At 49.2% G+C, this 25764-nt stretch carries 15 protein-coding genes; 8 read left to right on the top strand and 7 right to left on the bottom strand.

From position 1 onward, the window contains the following. Positions 1-11: 11 nt before the first annotated feature. The 7 genes from JUB14_RS19370 (at position 12) to JUB14_RS19400 (ending at position 13547) form a co-directional block, all read left to right on the top strand. On the top strand, positions 12-1508 hold the full coding sequence (locus tag JUB14_RS19370) for a RagB/SusD family nutrient uptake outer membrane protein (RefSeq protein ID WP_207508464.1): 1497 nt from the start codon (positions 12-14) through the stop codon (positions 1506-1508). 115 nt (positions 1509-1623) lie between these two features. Then, entirely contained in the window at positions 1624-2718 is a 1095-nt protein-coding gene (locus tag JUB14_RS19375) for a hypothetical protein (RefSeq protein ID WP_207508465.1), read from the top strand. Positions 2719-2776: 58 nt separating this feature from the next. Further along, positions 2777-4708 carry an FAD-dependent oxidoreductase gene (locus JUB14_RS19380; RefSeq protein WP_207508466.1) on the top strand — a complete coding sequence of 644 codons (1932 nt, stop codon included), beginning with the start codon at positions 2777-2779 and terminating at the stop codon, positions 4706-4708. Between the two features lie 65 nt (positions 4709-4773). Further along, positions 4774-7281: a glycerophosphoryl diester phosphodiesterase gene (locus JUB14_RS19385; RefSeq protein ID WP_207508467.1), complete on the top strand. Its 2508-nt coding sequence runs from the start codon at positions 4774-4776 to the stop codon at positions 7279-7281. Positions 7282-7436: 155 nt separating this feature from the next. Next, on the top strand, positions 7437-9179 hold the full coding sequence (locus tag JUB14_RS19390; RefSeq protein ID WP_207508468.1) for a sodium:solute symporter family protein: 1743 nt from the start codon (positions 7437-7439) through the stop codon (positions 9177-9179). A gap of 11 nt (positions 9180-9190) precedes the next feature. After that, positions 9191-11212, top strand: coding sequence for a glycoside hydrolase family 2 protein (locus JUB14_RS19395; protein WP_207508469.1), 2022 nt, complete (start codon positions 9191-9193; stop codon positions 11210-11212). 55 nt (positions 11213-11267) lie between these two features. After that, positions 11268-13547: an FAD-dependent oxidoreductase gene (locus JUB14_RS19400; RefSeq protein WP_207508470.1), complete on the top strand. Its 2280-nt coding sequence runs from the start codon at positions 11268-11270 to the stop codon at positions 13545-13547. An 82-nt stretch (positions 13548-13629) separates the two neighbouring features. Here the strand turns inward: JUB14_RS19400 and JUB14_RS19405 are convergent, their stop codons facing one another. From JUB14_RS19405 to JUB14_RS19420, 4 genes are all read right to left on the bottom strand, one after another. Beyond that, entirely contained in the window at positions 13630-14439 is an 810-nt protein-coding gene (locus JUB14_RS19405; protein ID WP_207508471.1) for a helix-turn-helix domain-containing protein, read from the bottom strand. Between the two features lie 69 nt (positions 14440-14508). After that, the gene (locus JUB14_RS19410; RefSeq protein WP_207508472.1) at positions 14509-15936 is read right to left on the bottom strand and encodes an aldehyde dehydrogenase family protein; all 1428 of its coding nucleotides are present in this window, start codon (positions 15934-15936) and stop codon (positions 14509-14511) included. A 211-nt stretch (positions 15937-16147) separates the two neighbouring features. Beyond that, positions 16148-18805 (bottom strand): S41 family peptidase, encoded by a 2658-nt coding sequence (locus JUB14_RS19415; RefSeq protein ID WP_207508473.1) that lies wholly within the window; start codon positions 18803-18805, stop codon positions 16148-16150. 213 nt (positions 18806-19018) lie between these two features. Further along, the gene (locus JUB14_RS19420; RefSeq protein ID WP_207508474.1) at positions 19019-20275 is read right to left on the bottom strand and encodes an alkaline phosphatase family protein; all 1257 of its coding nucleotides are present in this window, start codon (positions 20273-20275) and stop codon (positions 19019-19021) included. A gap of 207 nt (positions 20276-20482) precedes the next feature. Here JUB14_RS19420 and JUB14_RS19425 point away from each other — a divergent pair, with 207 nt between their 5' ends. Continuing rightward, complete coding sequence (locus JUB14_RS19425) at positions 20483-21985, top strand: choice-of-anchor I family protein (protein WP_207508475.1); 1503 nt, start codon at positions 20483-20485, stop codon at positions 21983-21985. A gap of 350 nt (positions 21986-22335) precedes the next feature. Here the strand turns inward: JUB14_RS19425 and JUB14_RS19430 are convergent, their stop codons facing one another. From JUB14_RS19430 to JUB14_RS19440, 3 genes are all read right to left on the bottom strand, one after another. Continuing rightward, complete coding sequence (locus JUB14_RS19430; protein ID WP_207508476.1) at positions 22336-23406, bottom strand: NADH:flavin oxidoreductase/NADH oxidase; 1071 nt, start codon at positions 23404-23406, stop codon at positions 22336-22338. Positions 23407-23562: 156 nt separating this feature from the next. Continuing rightward, on the bottom strand, positions 23563-24645 hold the full coding sequence (locus JUB14_RS19435; RefSeq protein WP_229368031.1) for a spore photoproduct lyase family protein: 1083 nt from the start codon (positions 24643-24645) through the stop codon (positions 23563-23565). A gap of 453 nt (positions 24646-25098) precedes the next feature. After that, positions 25099-25665 carry a nitrilase-related carbon-nitrogen hydrolase gene (locus JUB14_RS19440; protein ID WP_310586168.1) on the bottom strand — a complete coding sequence of 189 codons (567 nt, stop codon included), beginning with the start codon at positions 25663-25665 and terminating at the stop codon, positions 25099-25101. Positions 25666-25764: the final 99 nt, after the last annotated feature.

Consider the following 25764-nt stretch of genomic DNA (forward strand, 5'->3'; position numbering starts at 1 on the left):
GAGACATCGTTATGAAAAGAAATTTTAAATCCATCTATAAAATACTACCCATGCTGCTCCTTGGCGTGGGGATGAGTTCCTGCGAACTGGAAGAGCAGGTATATTCTTCCATCTTTACCGACAACTTTTACAAAACGGGTACCGATGCAGAAAAGGGATTAATAGCTGTCTATGATGCCCTGACTGGCTTGTACGGCGGTCCGGCTGCCGTTATGGTACCTGCTTACAGTGCTGACCAAGTGTATCCAAGGGCGGTAGTAGGGCGTAATACCCTGACCCTTTTTACTGTTGAGCCTACCTATACTACCCAGCGGAGCGCCGGACGGACAAACGAATCACCCCAACAGATCTGGTCGTCATCCTATAGTGGTATTGAGAAAGCCAACTGGATCATTGCCAAGGTACCTGACGCGACCATGGACGAAACCCGCAAGAAGCAAATCCTGGGCGAAGCTTATTTTCTTCGCGCTTTTTACCACTGGATGCTGACCAAAAACTTCGGAGATGTACCCGTAAAGACAGAACCAAGTACCTCGGAAGCGAAAGCCTATGTAGGGAAAAGTCCCAAAGCCGATGTATATAAACAGATATACAGTGATCTGGATCAGGCCCTGGCGGCAGGTTTGCCTTCCTTCCCGGCGGTAGAAAAAGGTCGTCCTTCCAAAGAGGCGGTCAATGCTCTCTACGCCAAAGCCGCTCTATACAACGAGGACTGGGCAACGGCCCTTGAGAAAGCCGAATCGGTTATTAATTCGGGTAAATATAAACTACTGCCTAACGTACTGGATGTATATGACTACCGTACCGAAGACGCCGCCCGGGCCGAGAATATTTGGGCCTTTGAGACCGATCCCATCTCGCCGGGTACTGGGCACCAGTTGGTCGGCCTCACCGGCCCATCCGGTAGTGCCGGTGTCGACTATGCCCGTACATCGTTCGGGTCCATGTTTGCCTACCAGTCTTTCTTTAATTCTTTCGATCCAACTGATAAGCGCCGTCAACTGCTGGATACAACTTATGTAAACCGGGCCGGTCAGGTCGTACCTCAACGAAGCATTACTCCTATCACAACAGAAGGAGTACTGATCAAGAAGTATCGTGATCCGGTTTCTACGACGAGTACCATCGTGAATATCCCTATCCTGCGCCTGCCGGATATGTACCTCATCGCGGCTGAAGCAGAGGCGCGCCTCAACGGAGCTACTCCTAAGGCCTACGGTTATATTAATGCTGTTCGTACTCGTGCGGGTCTACCTGATCTGCAGGCTGGGCTAAGTAAGGAAGCCTTTATTGACGCGGTTCTGCAGGAGCGTTCGTGGGAGTTCTTTGCCGAAGGGGACCGCTGGTATGACCTGACCCGTACCGATCGGTTTCTGGATGTAATACCAAAGGCAACTAACTCAGTATATCCAAATCGCCCTGTTCAGCCCAAGCACAAGTACTTCCCCATTCCGCAGGATGAGGTAAATGCTAATCCTGAGTTAGAGCAGAACCCTGCCTGGCAGTAAAATACGTGGGTAGCTTTTCAAACTTTCCGGCAATAAGTTGAAGGCTTGAAAAGCTACCTTTTCAAATGAAGCTAATGTAAGAGTGAGGTACTCTTGAGGAGTAACCCCCAATCTGATGAAGAAAATCCTGTTGGTCATAGGCATTCTGGTAGCCATCATGGCTTTCCTTCCCGGTAGTAGAGATACCATCAGGAAGGAAAAAGCCTTTGAAACCTATTTCGGAGATTCAGTACTGATCGAGGTAGAACTGGCCTATAGTCAGTCCGGAAAGCCCGACTACTATACCAGCCACGTCCAGACACCGGTGTGTAAAGACAGCCTTTGCTACCTGGTGGTCATTGACCTGTACTGGGATCTGCTGGGGAACTTCAAAAAATACGAACTCCCCCCCGACAAGCCGCTTACCAAATTTGACCATGACCCTTTTACGGAGGAAGATCACCAGAAGCTCAGCTCCATATTGTCCAATAAGACCAGCCTGCTGCGCGACTACGATATGAAGGCTCTGGTCGATGACAATGTGAAACGGAGTTCCAGCGTAGTGGATGCCACCACTGGAGCTACCAGCAACACAATCAAAGACGAGGTAGTAGGGGGAGCCCTTTATACCACCCACACACTCTGGCACATTGCCAACGGTGCAGTAGCCCAGAAAATACTGCAGCATACCGAAGGGAGGTTCACGGATTCACTGCTCGTGCATATGTTACGTTCTGACCAGTTTCAGTATCAGTTTTATGCTTTAAACAAGATACCCGCCGGAGCTACGAACAAGTACCTGCCTCATCTGATCAGACTTGTAGCAACCGGCGACTCATACGTCCCCTTTTTTGCTATTGAAAAATTACCCGAAGCAGTATGGACTTCGTCAGTCCACCAGAAAGAACTGGCAGGTATGGTAGGACGGGTCAAGTTCGAAATGCAGAATGAGCTCTTAAATAAGCTGAAAGGGTACCCGCTCCATACCGGTACACTTGATGTACTAACCGGTCAGGTAGATAAGCTGACTGAGCAACAGATCATAAGAGTACTTGGATTGCTCAAAGCCAACGCCACTTCGCTTAACCAGGAGTCGCTGCTGAGGCTAGCGCCGTTACTGGATAGCCCGGTAAAGGAAGTTGCTTCGCTAACGTATCAACTCTTCCAGACCAAAGCAGATTCGTATAAGGATGTAAAAAAAATACTTAATACACGTGAGAAGGGCTCCTGAGTATAGGCTCTGTTTTTCACAAATGAGATACACGTACAACGTCTAAACCTAATCAGGAATGGAAACTAAAAGAAGAGGATTTTTGAAAGCGTTGGGCGTGTCCACGCTCGGTGCCGGATCAGGAGGCTTTTTTACCAATAGCCCCGTGACTCTGTTTGGAAAAAGTCCCGAAGAACTGGCAAAAGATATCAATAAGGAGGTATATCAGAAGAAACAGTATACCACGGATGTAGTCATAGCCGGTGGAGGCATGGCCGGGGTGTGCGCTGCCATTGCTGCCGCCCGTAACGGATCTAAGGTCATCCTGATACAGGACCGCTCGCGCCTGGGAGGCAACGCCAGCAGCGAGATACGGATGCACGTACTGGGTGCTACGGCCCTACGGCAGGTGTGGCGCGAGACGGGTATCCTGGAAGAGCTATTCCTGACCGAAGCCGTCGATAACCAGCAGCGCTGTTATGAGATGTGGGACTTTGTGATGTACGATAAGGTTATTTCAGAAAAGAACATCACGCTGCTGCTGGACACGGTCCTGTACGATGCCGAAGTCGCCAATAGCGAAATTAAACTCATTAGAGCTATCTGCTCCCAGACCGAAGAGATTTACGAAATAAAGGCGAAGTACTATGCTGACTGTACCGGAGACGCCACGCTCGGGGCCATAGCCGGAGCTGAATTTATGCGCGGACGGGAAGCCAAGTCGCAATGGGGAGAGTCGCTGGCAATAGACAAGGCCGATAACAAGTCTATGGGCAACAGCCTGTTGTTTATGTCCAGTAAGCACGATCGCCCTATGCCCTATACGCCTCCGACCTGGGCCAAGAAGTTTACAGCCAAGGATTTTGTACACCGCAAGATCAATTCCTTCGAGTTTGGCTACTGGTGGCTGGAACTGGGAGGTATGGTAGATATTATTCAGGACGGACAAAAGCTCCGCCACGATCTGCTGACTATCCTCTTTGGCGTGTGGGACTACATCAAAAACTCCGGCAACCATCCCGAGTCCGAAAACTGGGCCCTTTCGTGGGTAGGCATGATACCCGGTAAGCGCGAAAGCCGCCGCTTGGTGGGTGACTACATCATGAAGCAGGAGGACGTGCAGTCAGCCAAGCTATTCCCGGATCGGGTAGCTTACGGCGGATGGCCCCTTGACGACCACCCACCCGAAGGCATGAGTAGTACAGACATGGTACCCTATATTTCCATTCCGCTTAAGGCCCCATATTCTATTCCGTTCCGGTCCCTGTACAGCAAGAATATTAAGAACCTGTTCATGGCCGGTCGCAATGTAAGCGTATCGCACGTAGCGCTTTCTTCAACCCGTGTGATGGCTACCTGTGCTACCATGGGGCAGGCCGTAGGTACGGCCATGGCCTACTGTACAAAGCATAACATTAAGCCCGTTACACTTAGTCAACAGAAAGCCCACCTGACCAGCTACCAGCAGTTGCTGTTGCGTCAGGATCAGGCGATGTTAGGGGTAAAAAATGAGGATCAGAAGGATCTGGCAAAACTGGCAAAAGTCAATGCCTCTTCGGAAACCAAAGAAGGCGCCGCTGCTCAGGTACTGGATGGCTACAACCGCGATATCATGGACGGTAGTACCCACCAGTGGCGCGCCGACATGAAAGCCGGACAACCCTGGATAGAACTATCGTGGAGCAAACCGGTAAAAATCAATAATGTGCAGCTTACTTTCGATACGGGACTGCACCGCCGGTTGCTTATTTCATCTGACGACAAGGTATATCATAGCCAGGAGAGGAAGGCGCAACCCGAAACAGTGGCGGATTATACCATTGAGGTAAAAACCAAAAAAGGAACCCAGGAAGTGGCCCGGGTTGAAAATAACTACCTCAGACGAGTAGAGCATATTTTTGCGCCTACGGAGGTTGAATCCATCCGAATCAAGGTACTCAGGACCAATGGAGATCCACTCGCTAAACTATACGAAGTACGTTGCTACCTGGACGATATACAGGTGTCGTAAAATAGATACTGAGGGTAAACAAGCAATCACAGGTGGTGAAAGTCCACCTGTCAAATCTGAAAACAATGCACAAATTACGAACGGTACTACTGATTGTCTGTCTTGGAGTAGTGAGTCTGCTGGCCCAGGCGCAGCAGACTCTACAGCTGAGTAACAATCACCTGCGAGTGGAGTGGAAGGCCGGTCCAGAGGGATGGATGATCCGGCAGGTTGCTGTTAAGAAAGGGAATAAGTGGGACACCGAACTTGCTCCTTCTGGGGAGTACACGCTGCTATTCTCCGAAGTGGAGCCTTCTAAAGAATCAGCCGGTACCTTTGACAAAAGTACCGGCGGCAAATTCCCCGAAGATAGCTATCATTACCAGCAGGAGCAGTGGAAGGAAAGTACTACGGCCGTAGCGCTGAATACCGCTGGCAAAGCCTACCACTTTTTCCCATCTACCGGCAAAATGGTGGGAAAGGATAAGGTTCATTTCCGCCACGAAACCGATGTAGCCACCATCGTAACAGAGTGGACTCTTGATCCTCAATTCCCTACAGATGTATTGGTTAAACAAACTATTACTCCTAAAAAAGGAGGCTATTTCTCTCTGGCCAGCCCCTCGGTAGCGACCTTACCCGAGTCAAAGATGGCCTGGGCGTCGGTACCGGGGTACTTCCAGGGAAACTTCATGCAGGATAATTTTGCCAAAGCCTACGCCTACGGACATGGTGTCCCGAAGTTGCCGGTCATCTACCGTGAGCGCTGCGCCAGTACCCTGGCTCCGCTGGTAAGTACAAAGAGTGGTGTAACGCTGGCCATCATCCCCGATCCCGGCCTGGCCCGCGATCCCTGGGCAAAGGATAAGATCACTCAGACGGACTGGCACATCGGACTATCCCATATGAATCGTAAGGGACAGCTTTCGCCCACGCTGTACTACCCGGTTCTGGGTGAGTACGAGTCGAACCGGGAACCCGGGCAGACACTCAGCTATAACTACCGCTACAGCCTGGTGGATGGTGACTGGTTCAAGACCTTGAAGCATGCCATATACGATATCTACCAGTTTAAAGAAGGGTTAGAGCTTCGGCAAAGCAAGCAGTCACTGATAAGCCGTATTGAGCAAATGCACCACTACCTCACCGATCCTAAAACCTCCATGTGGAATGTAGAGGAATTTGAAGGATTGAAGATAGGAGCGCAGTCGTACCTGGGTGGGGTGGTAGGCTCCAACAAGGATGCCATGAAAAACTCTGACTACGGCGCCATGTGGATGCTGGCTCATGCCACAAAGGACCCGGACCTTACCCAAAATGTACTGCCCTACGCCCTGAACTTCAAACTAACACAACAGCAGACTGAGCCCGGGTTTTTCAAGGGAGCGGCCATTGGTCAGTACTACCTGGCCAAACCCAAGAAGTTTGTGGAGGAATGGGGGGCTGTCGTAGAGCCTATGGCCGTAACCTACTACATCATGCTGGATGTAGGGAATATGCTGCTTTTTGAACCTGACAATAAAGAACTGAAAGAACGCCTCAAACTGGGTGCGGAGCAACTACTCCGCTGGCAGAAGCCAGACGGCAGTTGGGCGGTAGCCTATGATCGCAAGACTGAGGAAGAATTGTTTAAAGATGTCAAAGATCTCCGCCCTACCTTTTATGGTCTTCTGGTAGCTCATCGTATCCTGAAAGATCCCAAGTACCTGCAGGCCGCCCGGAAAGGAGCGGATTGGTTTGTTAAAAACGCCATCGAGACAGGGGCATTTCTGGGTGTATGCGGCGATGCCCGCTACGCGCCTGACTTCGCCACGGGCCAGTCAGCTCAGGCGCTGCTGGATCTGTACGAAGTCACTAAAAGCAAAGTATATAAAGACGCTGCCATTCAGGCGGCCAAAATCTACACCAGTTCCATCTATACCCACCCTATACCTGATCAGGAAATAAAGACTGTAAATGGTATTGAGCGCAAGGACTGGGAAATAGCTCAGTCCGGACTCAGCTTTGAGCACGGAGGAATATTTGGCTCGGCCACCCGCCATGGCCCCATCCAGCTAGCCAGTCACGCCGGTATGTTTATCCGGATGCATCAGCTTACGGGCGAGCCACTTTTTGCCGATATGGCCCGGGCCGCAGCCATTGGCCGCGACGCCTTCGTCGATCCTAAAACCAGCGTAGCTTCCTACTACTGGAACGCCATGAACAGGGGTGCCGGTCCTTACCCGCATCACGCCTGGTGGCAGGTTGGCTGGATCACCGACTACCTGCTATCAGAAGCCGAGCTTCGCTCGCAGGGCAAAGTTTCCTTCCCCCGCGGCTTTGTTACTCCCAAAGTCGGACCACACCAGACGTATGGTTTTGCTCCCGGTACTATCAACGGAGAAAAAGCCAGATTAATCATCAATGAAGAATGGGTGAAGGTAGACCAGCCGGTTGTCGATTATGTATTGGCCGAGTCAGTGGATGGTAGTAAAAGGTTTGTCATTCTGCTCAACAACCGGGCACAGGCTACAAATTTCAACCTGGTAGTTGGACAGAAAAGTCCGGTTCAAAAGCAACTACCCGCCTGGGGAATGGAAGTCGTTGAGATGTAACAGCCACCGCTGCACGTTAAGAGCGAATGATGAATTAATTGTCGATTTTCGATTGCAGAATGTCGAGTGAGGAGGTTCCCATAAATTTCATTGATTAAATAATAAAAAAGTATCCAAACTCTAACAAACTAATACCTAACTCCTAATAGCTAGTAATGCAACAACTTGATTTTATAGTAATGGCCGTGTTTGCGGTATTCCAGATGCTGGTAGGGCTGGCCTTTTCCCGCACGGGTACCGACGCCAAATCATTCTTTGCCGCCGGAGAGTCAGCACCCTGGTGGGTAAGCGGCCTGTCCCTGTTTATGAGCTTTCTTTCGGCGGGTACCTTTGTGGTGTGGGGCTCCATCGCTTATGATCTGGGCTTTGTTGCCATTACTATTCAGCTGTCTATGTGTATTGGTGGTCTGGTAACGGCCTACTTCATAGCGGATCGCTGGAAGCGGACACACGCCATGACCGCCGCCGAGTACATAGGGCGGCGGCTGGGGACCCGGGTCCAGCAGTTATTTACCTACCTGCTCACGCTGTTCACCTTATTCACCATCGGCGGGGTACTCTACCCGGTGGGTAAGCTGGTGTACGTGGCGACACCCTTCTCGCTCAACACCTGTATCATCGTACTGGGGCTCATGGTGATCCTGTACACAGCTATGGGGGGGCTTTGGGCGGTACTGGTTACGGATGTACTCCAGTTTGTCATTCTGCTGGCGGCTGTACTGATGGTCGTTCCGCTGGCCCTTGATCGTGCCGATGGTTTTGGTGCTTTTGTCCAGAAAGTCCCGGATAGTTTTTTCAATGTCTTTAATGGCGAATACACTCTGGGCTTTACGCTGGCCTTCGTCATGTACCACATTATTTACATCGGGGGAAGCTGGGCTTTTGTACAGCGGTACACCAGCGTAAGTACCCCCCGTGAATCCCGCAAGGTGGCCTATCTTTTTGCCGGACTGTATTCGGTGAGTCCATTTCTGTGGATGCTCCCTCCTATGATTTATAAGTCGCTGAATCCAGGTTTGTCAGGGTTGGAAACGGAGGGGGCCTACATGCTGATGGCTCAAATGGTACTACCAGCCGGACTGGTAGGTCTGATGCTGGCGGCAATGGTCTCTGCAACGGCCAGTACCGCTAATACCCTGTTGAATATGCTGGCGGCCGTATTTACTAATGATGTTTATAACAAGCTGATCAATCCTGATGCTACCGATAAGACTCTCGTTAGCGTAGGTAGATTAATGACCGTAGTCTTTGGCTTTATCACGATTGGTATCGCCCTGGCGGTACCGCATATTGGCGGTCTGGTAAATCTGGTCCTAAGTGTGGGGGCTATATCAGGCGGATCATTACTACTACCCGTCGTCTGGACCTTATTCTCCCGGAGACAGAATGCCCGCTCCATCCTGACTGTTTCGATGATCAGTCTGGCCGCCGGATTGTTTTTCAAGTTTATTACCCCCGCCTTCTTTGACTATTCGTTGAGTCGAGCGGCCGAAATGTCACTGGGTATGGGATTCCCCTTTATACTACTAGCCTTTTTTGAGTGGGTAGTTTACAGAGATAAAGAGGAAGACCGTCAGTATACTCAGTATCAGGAGTGGCTGGCAGGACGTAGTCTGGCTAAGGCTAAGGTGCCTGAACCATCGGCTCCTTCTGACTCATTGGCACAAAATACTTTTGCCATACGTGCCATCGCCATCAGCTTTGTCCTGACCGGACTCGGTATTGCGGGTTTGGGTATCAATGCGGGTGAAGATGTGGGACTGATTGCCGGTATTGGTTTGGCAATTGTAGCCATTGCCGGTATCATATGGCGTGCAAGCATGAAGCAGGGGGCCGGGCAGAAAGAAGTAGCTGTTGATAACGAAATAACGAATAAAGAACCAATTACCCGGAGCTAAACCTACCACTAATGAGAAAACTCGCGTACCTTCTTGTAATCTGCTTTTCTATTTGCGTACCCACCTACGGACAATATTCCATCCGGGAGTCCAATGCTATACCTCTGCATGGCGAGTGGTCTTTTACCCTTGACCCGGCTAGTATGGGTCAGAAGGGAGCCTGGTATAGTGACAAAGTACATACTAGTCGATTTGATAAAGTAACCGTGCCCCATAGCTTCTCAATTGATCCTCGCTATGGCTTTTATACAGGTACTGTCTGGTACCGCAAGACATTCCCCTGGCAGCTTGAAAAAGGGAAACGGGTAATACTACACTTTGATGCAGCCTATTACATGACCGATGTATGGCTTAACAACCAGAGGGTAGGACGGCACGAAGGCGGCTACACGCCTTTTCATTTTGACATAACTGAGTACCTTAAAGCGGGCGAAAACCTATTGGCTGTCTCTGTCAACAATGACACCTGGCAGCCGGGTACCATTCCCGGTGGCAAGGACAACAACCAGCCCAACGACTCTTTTATGGGCTGGATGAACTACGGTGGGCTTAACCGTCCGGTGTACCTGACCGTAGAGCCAGACGTGTACGCGGAGAATCTTAAAGTAGAAGCTACTCCTGATCTGGCAAAGGGCACGGCGACTATTCGGGTAAAGTTGCGGGTCAGAAACATGACGGGCCAGGCAGCTTCTCCCAAAGCAAACTACCAGGTATACTACCAGGACAAGCCATTGACCCTGAATTGGAAAGAGAACGCAGTTCGTGTTGCTTCCGGTCAGACCGCTGTTCTGGAAGCCGAAGCTACTATCCCAAGGGCACAGGTTCAATTGTGGAGCCTGGACATGCCTAATCTATATCGTATACAGGCTACCATTCCGGGTGATACTCTTACTACAAACTTCGGTATTCGTAAAGTAGAGGTACGTAATGCTCAACTGCTTCTCAACGGACAACCTATAAGAGTTGGTGGGGGGAATCGTGTTGTTGATTCTCCCGGACTGGGTGCTATGGAGCCGGACTGGCTGATCGAGAAGGATTTTAAAATGATGAAGGAAGCAGGCATGGAGCTCCAGCGCCTGACGCACTACACGCCCAGTGAGCTGTTCTATGACCTGGCCGACCGCTACGGGATGCTGATCATCACCGAAGCCGGTAACTGGCAGCTTACCCCTAATCAGATGGATACCGACTCTATCCGCAAAAACTTTAAGAACCAGTTTCGCGAGATGGTGGAGCGTGACTGGAATCATCCTAGTGTCATTGCATATAGCGTGGGAAATGAATACCTGTCGGAGCAGCCAGCCGGGCAGCGCTGGACCAAAGACATGATCGCCTACGCACGCGAACTGGACCCTACGCGCCTGTATACTTTTGCTTCCATGCGATTGAATATACTACCCAAGAAACCGGAGGACGAGGCGAGTCAGTACGTGGATTTTGTGTCGACCAATACCTACGGCAATCACGCCAAGGTACTCGACCACATTCACCAGCTCTACCCCGGCAAGCCCATCTTTATCAGTGAGTGGGGCCGCCGCGCCGACACCGAAACCGGCGAGGCCGGGCAAATAGACCACCTGCGCGATATTATGAAAGAAGTCCGCAGCCGTCCCTACGTAGTAGGAGCCTCCTGGTGGACCTACAACGACTATCAGAGCCGCTTCCATGGTACCAACGCCAATGGCTACCGCCCATGGGGTATAGTCGGACCGGATCGGTCCCCTCGACCCATTTACCCCGTTTACCAGCAGGAGATGTCGCCCGTCACGGTCGAGAAGGTACGCTATACCCCCGGTGACCAGGGAGTCCATCAACTGGTAGTTAGGATTATGTCACGTAACGATTTTCCTTATTATCCCGTAATCAACTATACCCTGAGGGTTGATGATAAAGCGTTTCCCATTCCGGATCTGCAACCCGGAGGTAGTACAGACATAGTAGTACCCGTTAGAGGTTTTGAAAAGTCCGTACGGATAAAAGTGATGAAACCTACTGGCTTCGTGGCTGTTGAAGAAAACATAGATTTAAAATAATACGAAACGGTGGATAAAGCCACGGTGGACTATTCACACTACACATCAAAGAATTATGATGCATTTAGATGCTACTGATAAAAGAACAGCCCGTACCTTGTCCCTGTCTGCTGACCTGGTCGTAGTAGGAGGGGGATTGTCGGGTACCTGCTGCGCCATTACCGCTGCCCGAGCAGGTATCAAAGTAATTATTGTGCAGGATCGACCGGTACTAGGGGGGAATGCTTCTTCGGAGGTGCGGCTATGGGTCCTGGGGGCTACCTCGCACATGGGTAACAACAACCGCTGGGCCCGTGAGGGGGGAGTCATTGATGAGATCCTGGTCGAAAACCTGTACCGAAATCCCGATAGCAATCCGCTTATATTCGATACGATACTCCTGGAAAAAGTAGTGGAGGAACCTAACATCACCCTGCTCCTCAATACGGCTATTTATGAAGTAGAGAAGGAGGGGCCGGATACAATTACCAAAGTCATCGGCTTCTGTAGTCAGAACTCCAGCCAATACGAGCTGGCTGCTCCTTTGTTCTGTGATGCATCGGGTGACGGTATTGTCGGGTTTCTATCGGGCGCCGCCTTCCGGATGGGAGCTGAATCCTCCGAGGAATTTGGTGAGAAGTTTGCCCCCTCCAAAGAGTACGGAGAACTACTAGGGCACTCCCTCTACTTCTACAGCAAAGATGTCGGTCGTCCCGTTCGCTTTGTACCCCCCAGCTTTGCTCTAAAGGATATCACAAAGATCCCTCGCTTTAAGAGTTTCAATGCCCAGGACTTTGGCTGCCGGCTATGGTGGGTAGAGTACGGAGGACGTCTGGATACGGTACATGATACTGAGGCCATCAAGTGGGAGTTATGGAAAGTTATCTATGGCGTCTGGAACCATATCAAGAACTCAGGGCAGTTTCCCGAGGCAGAAAACCTTACACTAGAGTGGGTAGGTACCATACCCGGAAAGCGGGAGAGCCGTCGCTTTGAAGGCGACTACATGCTGATTCAGCAGGATATAGTCGAGCAACGCTCTCACCAGGACTCAGTTGCCTTTGGTGGCTGGAGCATTGACCTGCATCCGGCGGACGGTGTGTTCAGCGAAAAGCCGGGCTGTAACCAATGGCATAGCAAAGGCATCTACGGGATACCGTACCGCTGTTACTACTCCCGCAATATCAGTAACCTGTTCCTGGCGGGCCGTATCATATCAGCTTCACACGTAGCCTTTGGCTCGACCCGGGTGATGGCTACTTCGGCGCACGGTGGGCAAGCCGTTGGAATGGCAGCGGCCCTATGCGCTAAAAAGGGTTTACAACCGCGTCAGCTGTTAGAGCAATCCCGTATGAAAGAGCTACATACCGAGCTGCAACGAATCGGGCAACATATTCCGGGACTGAACCTACAGGATGAATTAGACCTGGTTCGTAAGGCGCAGGTTAAAGCATCCAGCGAACTGGTGCTGACTGAACTGGTAGAAGACGATGACCCGCAACCCATGGAGTTCGCTACTGCGCAAATGCTTCCGGTGCAGGCCGGAAAGATGCCTGGCGTAGTGATCCACCCGTATACGGATGTACCTACAGAACTGGAAGTGGAGCTCAGGATATGTAGCCGGAAAGGAAGCCATACTCCGGATGTGACGTTAGAGAAAAAGGTGATACCGCTGCAGAAGGGTAGGAACTGTGTACATCTTTCTTTCGATGCGGTAATCAGTGAACCTACCTATGCCTTCCTGATGATCGGGAATAATCCGGAGATTTCTCTGAAAATGTCCAGTCAGCGGGTTACTGGTCTGCTATCTGTTTTTAATTCCATCAATCCTGCCGTATCTAACTACGGAAAGCAGGAGCCGACGGAAGATATTGGCGTAGACGCGTTTGAATTCTGGTGTCCTCAGCGTCGGCCCAAAGGCAAGAATGTAGCCGTAAAAATAGAAGAAAGTCTCCGAAGCTTTGGTGCCGAAAACATTCGAAATGGTGTGCAGCGACCTACGAATCAGCCTAATGCCTGGGTGGCCGATTTTGCTGATCCCGATCCATCCTTGACCCTTAGCTGGTCCGAACAGCAGAGCATCCGGCGGGTGGAGCTCTTCTTCGATACGGATTACGATCATCCGTCGGAGAACGTACTCATGATTCATCCGGAACCAGTTGCCCCTTTTTGCGTGCAGAAGTACCAGCTCCTGGATGATCAGGGGAGAGTGGTGTATGAGAAGCGCGACAACCACCAGACGCGCAATACTATTCACTTTGATGAACCCCTCACTACCTCACGTCTGCGACTCCGGGTAGAGCACCCATCTGCCACGTCACCCGCGGCTGTATTTGAGATAAGATGTTATGCATAAATAATTGGTTGATTGGATTTTGGTACAAAGCGGCGATATTTTTCGCCGCTTTGTTTTTGTAAACCGTTCAATTATAAATGGATCAGAAAGCCTGACGGGCTTCATTGGGCGTGCGGCCAAATTCTTTTTTGAACGCGTAGGAAAAGTGAGAGAGATTTTCGAAACCTACATCCAGATACACCTCCGATACCGATTTCTTTTTCTCATGTAATAGATAGAATGCCTCCTGCAGTCGGCGCTGCTGCAACCACAGACGCGGTGACCGGTTAAAGACTTTTTGAAAATCACGTTTGAAGGTGGCCAGGCTGCGGCCGGTTAGGTAAGCAAATCGATCCAGAGATATATTAAAAGAGAAGTTTTGCTGCATGAATGACTCCAGATCTATTTTTCCGGGTTCACTGAAATCAAACAGGATGTTTTTCAGCTCCGGGTTTACTTTTAGTAGAAGCATCACCGCTTCCCGTACTTTCAGGGGCAGCATGGTTGCCTGCTCCTTTTCCGGAAGCTGCAGGTACACACACAGGGAATTCATGTAGCTCTGGTACAAAGGGTCATCTTTTAACTTAATAACCGATGACTTTGAAAGATGATCTGGTTCGGCCTGCATCTCCCATTCTTCACTCAGCTTTCGCAGGGTTTCCTGGTTTAGAAAGACCGAAAGTGACTTAAATTCTCCTCCCTCCGGAGGATGTTTAACAAATCTTGCAAGCCTGTTACGTCGGCTCAGTCGAAAGTTGCCTTCGCGGTAGATGTGGGTACTCTGGCTGTCATAGATTGTCAATGTTCCTGCTATCTGCAGACTAAATACATGCTCGGGTATGAATTGTTCTCCATCCTTACTGGTGGTAAAGTAGCAGGAGTAAAGGATTTTGGACTGCTGTCGCTGTTCCATACAAAGACTAAATTAGAGAGATTGCTCAACCAGTGGCTGAGCAATCTAAAACTAGGAATTAGTTTTAGATTATGCGTTTTCTACTTCCAGAATGGCCTTAGGTTCCAGGTAAGCTTCCAGGTCGAACACACCATACTCCCGGCCGAGGCCCGATTGTTTAAATCCACCAAAGGGAGCCATGGGATCGTGCGTAAGTGCATTCAGAGAAACGCGTCCTGCATCCAGTCGGGTGGCAATCTGAAGGGCTCTTTCCTGGTTACTGCTTTGTACATAAGCCGCCAGGCCATAACTGGAATCATTAGCTAGCTGGATGGCCTCCTCTTCGGTACGATACGTAATAACCGAGAGTACCGGCCCAAATATTTCTTCCTGCGCAATGCGCATACTGTTATTCACATGTATGAATACGGTTGGCTTTACAAAGTTTCCGGCTTCCAGCCCTTCTGGTTTTTCCAGGCCGCCGATTAGGATCTCCGCTCCTTCTGCTATTCCTTTCAGGATGTAGTCCTGTACGCGCTGAAATTGCTTCTGGCTCACCATAGGTCCAATGTTTGTATCTTCCTCCTGTGGATTACCTACTTTTATACCGGATTCCGCTTCGATCAACAGAGGTTTGATCTCTTCAAGTTTGTGCTGCGGTACCAACAGTCGGGTAGCTGCAATACAGGCTTGACCACTGTTCATGAAAGCCCCTGCGACCGAAAGCGGAATGGCTTTCGATAAGTCTGCATCGTCCAGTAGTATATTGGGTGATTTGCCACCTAATTCTAGTGTAACTCTCTTCATGGTTGCCGCTCCTTCACGGATTATGGTTTTGCCGGTGACGGTGGAACCGGTGAACGAAATTTTTGCAACATCAGGATGACGTACTATTTCTGCACCCACGACATGTCCCAATCCGTTTACAATATTGAATATCCCTTTAGGAAGTCCCGCTTCGTGCAGACACTCACTAATGAGCTGGGTCTGAAGGGCACTCAGTTCACTGGGTTTGATCACCGCCGTACAACCGGCCGCAAGGGCAGTTGATAGTTTGCTGCAGATAAATCCATTACTGGCATTCCAGGGAGTAATGATACCTACTACACCTACTGGTGTCTGCTGGACAGTAGATCGTCCCACTCGTTGTTCAAAAGCATATACCTCTAGAATATCAACATTTGTACGGATGGCATCCAGTGCATTTTGGGCGCTGGCACAGGCAAACTGAATGGGAGCGCCATATTCAAGTACCATCACATCGATCAAATCTTCTTTTCTTTTGGTAACCGCCTCCAGCATTTGTCTAAGGTACTGTATCCGTTCATCTCTGGTGGTTCTGGAAAAGGTTGTGAATGCCGCTTTGGCCGCGGCGATGGCACGTTGGGTATCTACTTCATCCCCTAAGCTTACCTTCCCCAGCAGTTCCTGCGATACGGGACTTGTAATATCTAATGTAGCAGTACCGTGTGGGGAGACAAACTCACCGTCAATATACATGTGATTGATTATCTGCATGATTACTTTTGTTTTAGTGATAGCACAAAAGTAATTCTAACCTTATGGGGCAACTTTGCTGTATAGCTCAATGATTTTTGTTGAGTGGCTCATTCAGTAGGTAAGTTAGATGTAGTACTATAAATGGTACCTCAACACTATATAGTTCAGAATGAAGGGTATACCAAACGGTATGACTATCTGTAGAACCACTACTAATGTAGTACCTGGACTACTTTTTGATTTTATTGATCAGATCTAGACAGTACTCCAGTTCTTTGTCCCTGTTATTGATAACGTCCTCCAGGTAGTAAGTCATAGAGTGGTCAGGTAGTACTCCACGGCCGCCTGCTCCATCGGTCGACACGGCTAATGCATACCGTCCGAGAGGCATAGTCAGGCGGAGCTTGCTGTTGGGCAGGGTCAGCATTGACGTGGCCAGGCTACTGTTCCCATAGTAGCCTCCACCCGTCTCCTGCCCTATGAACGTGCCTCGTTTGTGAGACCGGGCTATGGCGACGAATTCAGCTGCTGAGGAGAAAGTACCTCCGTTGATGAGGAAGTATACAGTACCGCTGTACGCATTTTGCCGTGGCTGCTGAAAAGCCAGGTTGGGGTGGTGGGTGTAGCTGTACCCCTGGTCGGTTTTCTGGATGTGGGTAGGGTACTTAGGCAGTGCCTTCAGAAGGGGAACATCATCCACCGATAGCCGGTTAAGCAGGGAGCTGTCCGTGGTGGCGACTGAAATCTGGCGGTAGTACTTGAAAGGCTCTTGGGCTAAATAACTATACAGTAAGGCACCGTAGTCATCTCTGCCTCCCTGATTGTCTCTCAGGTCTATTACCAGAGAGGTAATTTGTTGCTCCCTTATTTTAAGGAATGTTTCATCCACAAAATCGGGGAAGTCCTGACTGGTGGCGAAGGAGGGAATCTTCAGGACAAGGGTTTGTAGCGAGTCGTGGAGTTGGGTGGTTGCGTGATCACTCGTGGTAGTCGTGCTGCGGTCACTTCCTGCAAGACGTATTGTACGGATCTGCTGGTCCTTATCCCTGATTTTTACTTCAAACGTATCAGCCGGTTGTATATAGCGGACAAACAGGGAGGGGAAATCGTGCTGGAGGCGAAACTGCTTGTACGTTTGGTTAAAGCCATCGGAAGGAATGGTAGCCTGAATCCGCCGGATGACCTCGGCCTGGTCATGGCCATTGATGGCGAGTACAGTTGAACCTCTCGGAATACCTTCATAGTCCTGGCTAATCACAGTACTGTCGCCCAGGAGCCGTAGCTCCAGCGGGAAACGCTTCGTAAACTGGGCCTGGTACTCTTCGGTCGTAGTAGAGGGATGTAAGGTAGTATGCCCGCAATGGATCTGTTCGATCACTGGGCTCAGTAGCCGAAAGAACTCTGCTTCGGATGCAGTTTTAGGTAGTTTACTTAGTAACTGCTCGAAGGCCCGGTCGAGGCTGGCTTTGTCGGTGTACCAGTAGAGGCCCGGATGAATCCCCTCCAGGCTTTCCCGCAGATAATCCAGGTCGTCCGTTAGCTGGCGGGCAGTGAGGGCACGGCTCGTCAGGTACTTTTCGGCGGTTCTCTTCCTTAACTCTACTTCCCACCGCTCGTTGTTGCGCCTGATTTGGTGGGCCAGGCCAGCCAGAGCCGTGTCAGGTTTGAGGTAGTTCAGATGCTCCCAGGTAGCTACCTTATTCTCATAATTCTTTTTAATGAAGTTCTGCAGGGTAGGTAGCTTACCCACATCGGCTATATAGGTGCCAGCACTGTCATCGGGTATGTGTGTGGTGTCCAGGTGGGTAACAATGCGTTCAGAATGGAGCCGTAACTGGTCTTGACGGGCTTGTACCAGCCCCATAAAAGCCAGAGCTGCCGAGAATTCAGTGTCAATGACTACACTGCTGAGGTACCACTTCTCACCATACTGTTTGTAGGTAGTTACCCAACGATCCTGCTGAACCGTAAGTCGCTTGGGAGCGGTACTGATCGTCATACCACCCCAGGTCTGGTGGGTTTTGAGGTGGCGTAGCCCGTTCGGGCTTACCAGGTGCTCCAGCCTGATGATCGCGTATGACCCGGCATCTATGTACAGGGTACCTTTCAGGAAAGGCTTGCGTACCTGTTTCTTCTGGTCGAAGTCAATGACAAATACCTCTTTCCCATCCAGATGGCTCATGCCCCTGAATTCGAACGTGTAGTACCGGGATAAATCGCTTCTCTTTTTTAGCTCTATGCCCAGAAAGGCTGTCGGTCCAGGTAACTCAATTCCCGAAATGGAGGTCCCGCCAAAAGTATAGAAGCCACCTCGGGACGGATTCCAGAAAGGTGCTTTCGCTCTTTTATCTTCCAGATACCAGGCATCAAGTACGGTAGTCGCTTGTGATTGAGCCGTCCCTACAGTCCGGAAAGCAACTTCCAGTAACTGAATAACACTACTATCGGCCTTTACATACTCCCGTTGGAAGCCCTCGGCCTTGTAGGGCGCAGTAGCGTAGTTATGAGCTACTCTTTCAAGGCTTGTAGCAATGACCTGCAGCGGGTCAACCGGCTTGACTACTACTTCTTTCAATTGCACCGGCTCGGGTTCAAGGGCTATAGCGAGCAGGGGTTGATCCCCTTTTATAAAATCCAGCTTTATTGACCGGTATCCTAAACACGAAAAGACTACTACCGGGGTAGGAAGGGTAGCCGGTATCCTGAATACAAAATCGCCGGCCTGATTGGTGGTGGTACCGATACTGGTACCTAACAGTTGGATAGTTGCATAAGGAATAGCCTCTCCTGAGGCCTTATCAGTTACTTTTCCCAATAATGAAATAGCATTTTGGGCATTGATCCAAAGGGGTACCAGTAGTAGGATAAAGTAGGGGAGTAGCTTCATGGTAAGTACCCGCCTGGGTTTTGGATTTATAGAGCGGTACCCATAAAGATAGGTTCTGGAATGGAAGCGTTGTAAACCAGTATGTTAAAAAGTGTTAAAGGAAGAGATCCTTTAATCTTATGGCATTAACGTATGAGAAGAGTACCTGTTCTGACATAATGAATAGCATCAGAACAGGTAATGCAATAGCTGGCAAATGAGAAAAAATTTCGGTTACTCCACTACCCAGCGATTTACAGAATTGTATTTTCCTTCCAATACAATCTTATAGTAGCCCTTGGGTAACTTTGATATATCCACCTGAGCCTGTTCCTGGCTAACCGGTACTTCGGCCAGGAGGGAATAACTATCCTTACCCCCTTCCTCAAACTGATTGGTAGTAGCTAACCATACTTTAACGGTACCTTCTTTATCAATGGCTTTCCAGGTGGTGGTTAGTTTGCCTTCCTCTTTATGTACCGCAGGATTAATAAGTGACAGCTTTCCCGTCAGAGGGATACCATCTAGTTCAAGGGCCTGATCACGGGGAATGGTGAGTCCCAGGTGCCGGACCAGGGTAGGCATGATATCCACGATGGCCGGCACAACTGCAATACCGGTGGTACCACGGAAGTACCTGTTCAATCCCAAGGCGTTGGTCGTAATCCAGGTACTGCGTTCACGGTCTGACTGGCCTCCGTGGTTTTTGCCGGTATCGGCACTACGACCGTGATCAGTGGTGATGAATACCTTCCAGTCCTCTCCGTATTGTTTTTGCCGTACTTGTACTGCTTCCCATATACGTCCTATCTGCTTATCCATGATCCGGATGGATTCATCAAAGCGCTCCCCATCCCCGTAGCGGTGGCCCATGTCGTCGGTATACTCCAGATACACCCACGACAGGTCAGGACTCTGCTCCCGGATGTAGCGTGCCGCTTCGGTGGCTACCTTTTCATCGATCAGATGTATATAATGAGCGTCTTTATCATGGGGGAACTGGATAGTGTCCAACTCAAAGCCATCAAAGGCGTAATCAAGGCGCAGGTTATTGGTCTGCGGCAGGCTTTCGCCTATGAGCTTGGTGCGGTTGTCAAGCCAGGTGGAGAATACGGCCGTTTTCTTCTCCGGGTACTGCTCTTCCATAAATCGGAACAGGGTCCAGTAGTGGTAGTTGGGCTCCTTGATCCGGTTGTCCCACACGTTGTGCTTATTCACCCACGTACCCGTCAGCAGGCTATTGTAGCCCACGGCCGAGATGGTTGGGGTTTGGGAGTAGGTACCTTTACCTCCACCTACGTAAGCACGGGTATATCCGCCTACTTCAGCAATCGCATCCAGATTGGGTGTTTCTACTTTTTCAATAGCATCGGCCGATATGCCATCGACTATTATGAATAGTGCCTTTCTGGGTGAGGGTTGTGCGTAGCTTTCAGGGCTAAAGAAGAGGGTGCTGCAAACAGCCAGGATGCATGTAATCGTTTTGTACATAAATAAAAGGTGTACTTCATTAAAGTGATGGAAAAACCGCAAATTTCTGACTCTATTTGCAAAGTAACCGTCATTTAAGATTGCCGTAATTTTATAAAATTATTAAGGATAGCCTGCTCTGTTTATATAATTGTTAAGGTTCAGCTCCCAGTTCATTATGATTTTTTAGTATGAGTAATTTGGTTGCCTCAATTTACTCATAATCCTATGATCTCACACAAGTTACTTATCAGACTGGCCTTTTTAGCGGTATTAACAAATGGTTGTACAGACCATGCTCCGATTGATCCTGTTGTCGAAGATCCTTCTTCTTTTAGTGAAGTGGCAGCTATTGATCTGGGGGGAACTGCTTCATCCGAAATATCCGCTTATGATCCGGCTACCCGTCGTCTTTTTACGGTCAATAACGAATCAAATGCACTGGTAGAGGTACTGGACTTATCTGCTTTCCCGACCGTAACCAAACTACAACCCATTGATGTATCGGCTATGGGTGGCGTAGCCAACAGTGTCGCTGTATCGGGTGGCAAGTTAGCAATAGCGCTGGAGGCCCTCAACAAGCAGGCCAATGGAAGTGTAATCGTTGTCAATACGGCTACCCTTACCATCATGAAACAGGTACCCGTTGGGGCGCTACCCGATATGGTTACGTTCAGCCCGGATGGGAAGTACATTGTTACTGCCGATGAAGGAGAACCCAACGCCGACTATACCGTTGATCCTAAGGGTTCCGTGTCTGTTATCAATGTAGGTGATAACTACAGCGTCAAAACCCTTTACTTTGATGGCTTTGCCAGCTCGTACCCCCAACTGGCACAGGAAGGTTTCCGAGTATTTGGACCTAATGCCAGCTTTGCTCAGGATATAGAACCCGAGTACGTAGCCATCTCCGATGATTCTAAAAAAGCCTATGTTACTCTGCAGGAAAACAATGGTATAGCCGAAGTTGATTTGGTAAGTGGCACTATCCTGAAACTATATCCCCTCGGGTCCAAAGATATCAGCCAGGCAATGAATTCGTTCGATCCCAGTGACCGGGACAGCAAGGTTGAACACAGAACTCTACCCATCAGATCACTGTATCTGCCAGACGCTATGTCGTACTTCACAGTGGGTGGTGGGTCGTACCTGATTACAGCCAACGAGGGGGATGCCCGCGAATATGATTCTTTCGATGAGCAGGCTAGAGTGAGTTCTCTTAAGCTTGATGCGGCTGCTTTTCCTGATGCAACTACTATCAAGCTTCCTGCCAATCTGGGGCGACTACGAGTGACCAATACAATGGGTGATATTGATAAGGACGGTGATTATGATGTACTGTATGCCTTTGGTGGTCGTGGGTTTAGTATCTACAATGCTACTACCGGGCAGATGGTGTTTGAGTCGGGTAATAGCCTGGAGAAAGAGGTAATCAACGCAGGCCTTTATGACGACGATCGCTCAGACGATAAGGGCGTTGAGCCGGAGGGAGTAACGGTAGGTCTGATCAATAAAAAACCCGTTGCGTTTGTTGCGCTGGAACGCTCAGATGCCATTGCGGTATATGATTTGAGTAATCCGGCTGCTCCCAGGTTTATGCAGATGCTCAAAACCGGTGATGCTCCGGAAGGAGTACTCTTTGTACCATCGGACAAAAGTCCTAATGGTAAAAGTATGCTGGTGACGAGCAACGAAGGGGATGGAACCGTAAAGTTCTACCAAAGTAACTAAGACTATACCTATATCTACCCTTAACTTTTGAAAGGGCCAGCCTGATATCAGGCTGGCCCTTCTTTATGCAAATATTGTATTTATTTGATTTGTCAACAGGAGCAAAAATTTGTACTAATATGATAAAGCCTTTACAGAGTTGGTATAAACAAAAACAACCTACAGATAATTATCCATAGGCTGTCCGACATATATCCACACCATTTAATTTGCTGTAAAGCTAAAATTGTATCCCATACAAAACAATACTCCAATGGTAATTTTTTACGAATTTTATATTATTCTAAATAATACTTAAAAAGGATTAAAAAGTAACCGGATGTATAACGTATATACAATACCGATTCAGGTTAATTTTTAGCCCTTTCGTACTGTACGGGCCACTTCACATCTACTCCCTGTTCACGGGCGGCATGCAATGGGAAATAGGGATCTCTCAAAAACTCCCTGGCCAGGAATACCATATCGGCTTTACCACTAGCTATAATCTCATCCGCCTGATCTGTTTGGGTAATCATACCAACAGCGGCCGTTCTGATGTCCGCCTTTTTTTTAATCTGTTCCGCAAAAGGTAGCTGGTAGTTAGGCCCAACTGGAATCCGTACCTGAGCGACATTTCCTCCCGAAGAGCAATCGACCAGATCTACACCATAAAGCTTCAGTTCTTTGGCCAGGGCAACCGACTCTTCGATCGTCCAGCCGCCATCTGTCCAGTCAGAGGCCGAAATGCGAATAAAAAGGGGTAGTTCCTCGGGCCACACCTTTCGGATATCTTCGGCTACTTCTTTAACCAGGCGAATACGGTTTTCAAAACTTCCTCCGTACTGGTCGTTGCGCTGGTTGCTGAGAGGAGACAAAAACTCGTGCAGCAGGTAGCCATGAGCGGCGTGAATCTCCACTACTTTAAAGCCCGCCTGCAGGGCACGTACGGCCGCATCCTGAAAATCTTGTTTTACTTTAAGGATACCGGCTTCATCCAGAGCGAGGGGAGATGGGGTAGATCCAGAGAAAGAGAGCTCACTGGGGCCCAAGGTCTGCCAGGCTTCGGGATGTTCGGGTGAAAGAGCCTGTCCCCCTTCCCAGGGGCGCTGGTGACTGGCCTTACGCCCCGCGTGTGCCAACTGTATACCCGCCACAGATCCCTGCTCATGAATAAATGTGGTGATTCTTTTCAGGAACTCAATATGTTCATCTTTCCAGATGCCCAAATCGCCGGGAGTAATCCTACCTTCGGGACTTACGGCGGTAGCCTCGGTTAGTACCAGGCCGGCACCTCCCACAGCACGACTACCCAGGTGTACCAGATGCCAGTCACTGGCGAAGCCGTCTTTGCTGCTGTACATACACATGGGCGAAACACCTATTCGGTTTCTAAACTCAATGCTTCTGATTTTTAAAGGAGAAAATAAAGTATCTGACATTGTTAATCTATTTCAATCATTGGTGAATGTTCTTTAACTGATTAGAAAAGCTTGTTCTCTGTTTATTTGTTCCTTTTATGTCAGGTTATATAACAGCCGGCCCCTCACTATTTATAGTGAGGGGCCGGCTAAATATCTTATATCCGCTTATCCAGATCAGGTCCAGTACAGCACCGGTGCCTCGGGAAAACGTCTGGTAAGTTCGCTCTGAAAGAAACTACGGAGCATACGCATGGTAGCGGGAGTATATACATACTTTTTACCCCCAAACTTGGTGTACTTGGCTGACCGATTATTCTCATCAAAGTCGATGATGGTATTTGGATACCACTGCTGAAGTAGCGCCTTAGAGCCCGGAGTAAACCGGTGACTGATCAATTCAAAGGTTATTTCACAGGGGAAATCAAGCGCCAGTTCCAGCCGGTCAAGCAAATCCGTATACTGCTCTTCCCAATCCGGGACGGGCATGATCGGAGCAATAACCAATCCTACCTTATAGCCACCTCCGCCAGCGGCTCTGGGTAGTGCCAGCTTGCGAATAGCCTCCAGTCGGGCCTGAATCGATGCGGTACCTCCTTCCATGCGTCGGGCTACGAACTCCGCATTAATGCTGATCCGGGGTTGGGTATGTCCATGGTGCGGTAGATCAAGCAGGTCATCAACCTGATCATACTTGGATACCCAGCGCAGATTCATACCCTCCTGCTCTCCAAAAAATTGGATTGTCTCAGCCAGACTTCCCGTCAGGTGCTCTATCCCCAGCGGATCTGTATAGCAACTGGCTTCGTAGGTAGTTACTCGGCCTTGGTTTTTATAATTGGGTAGGCTATTAAGTATAGCAGGCAGATTAGCAAATGTTCTGATAACAGGCGGCCCCTGCAGACTACCTGCCAGGTAGCAGTACTGGCAATGCGCCGGACAGCCTTCGGCCAGGTGGAACTGCCAGTCTGCCGAGGGGGGAATGGGCTGTAATTTAAAAGCACTCGCAGGAGCGGTTACGACAGCCAGGGTACTCTTAGACTTACGGTAGGTTTCCCGTTCATCTTCACCCCTCAGCCCTACGAGTCGATTATGCTTAAGTACCTGTATAGGTATATCCATGGACTCTACTCTCTCGTATATCTGCTGACCCCACGGCTCCTCCAGGGCGGCTGGAGTAAACAGTACTTGTTTGGGTATCCAAACCCTGGTAGAACGTTTGTCTACTTGTACCGGTACTTTCTCCTGAACGAGTTCCATATAGTATTTTTTATAGTTGGATGGAAGGATGCTTATCCTGATAAAAAGCTTAAAAAGGCTAACGAGCCTTATAAATTAAACATATATTAGTACTGTTTAATTCTGCTTAAACAGGATATATTTAATAAATAAGAGGCAGGTAGTCAGCAAGTTTAGCAGTTGTGAAGGGATCGAAATTAAATACAACTATGGATTTTGCAAACCGTGGAAGTAGGCTGGGAGCTGCGAAGTAGCAGGGGAAAAGTATAGACACAAAAAAACCACAAAGACCTGCTTTGTGGTTTTCTGCTTAATTGGACAGTCAACAACATATTCACTATATAACCTGTCCTTCTTAATAATTTACGGCTGTACACTTACGGATGAGGGAGTTGTTTATTAAACGTAACCTCCTGAAAATTAGTTTAATCTGCATGTGAAAAACTTCTAAGCAGATCTGAAATTAAGCTCTATTCAATCAATTTTGATGGTGGCAGGCTGTTTGTTCACCCTGTACTCAAATACATCTGGTCGGGCATAGTGTCGAATACAGTCAAAGTCTAGTTTACTTTTAGCCTGTAGAGCGAAGTCAAGCTCGGCAGTTAGTAGTCCCTCATCATTCCAAAGCGGCCCCGCCAGTACCTTACCCAAAGGAGTAACCAGACTAGTTAGGGTACTGTCGTCACTCTCCCCCCAGATAAAGCGCGCCAGTCCGGTTAGTTTTAGTTTACGATGTTTGCCTACGATGGAGCCATCTTTCCCAAAGTAGAGTAGGGAACAGTGCAAGGTACCACCTAAGCTCTCTTTTTCGGTGATACCCAGGGCTACCATCAAGCCGGCACTGCGGACGGCATCACTGATATGCTTAATATGTTCAGATGTAATTTCAGGACTATTTGACCAGTAGTCTAGCCACATGTCACGGCCTCTATCCGTACGCTTACCGACCACGGCTTTAAAGTCCAGGCCTCTGGGGTAGCACGGAATAAAAGATTCCGGGAACAGCAAAAGCTCACAACCCTGTTGTGCGCCTGTTTCTATTCCCTAGCAAACAATGTCTACGGTCTTATCCAGATCAAATAGAGCGGGAGTAGCCTGTACAACCCCAACCTTTACTGTCTTAAGATTGATCATGTGTTA

Source organism: Telluribacter humicola (assembly GCF_017355935.1).
GTDB lineage: Bacteria > Bacteroidota > Bacteroidia > Cytophagales > Spirosomataceae > Telluribacter > Telluribacter humicola.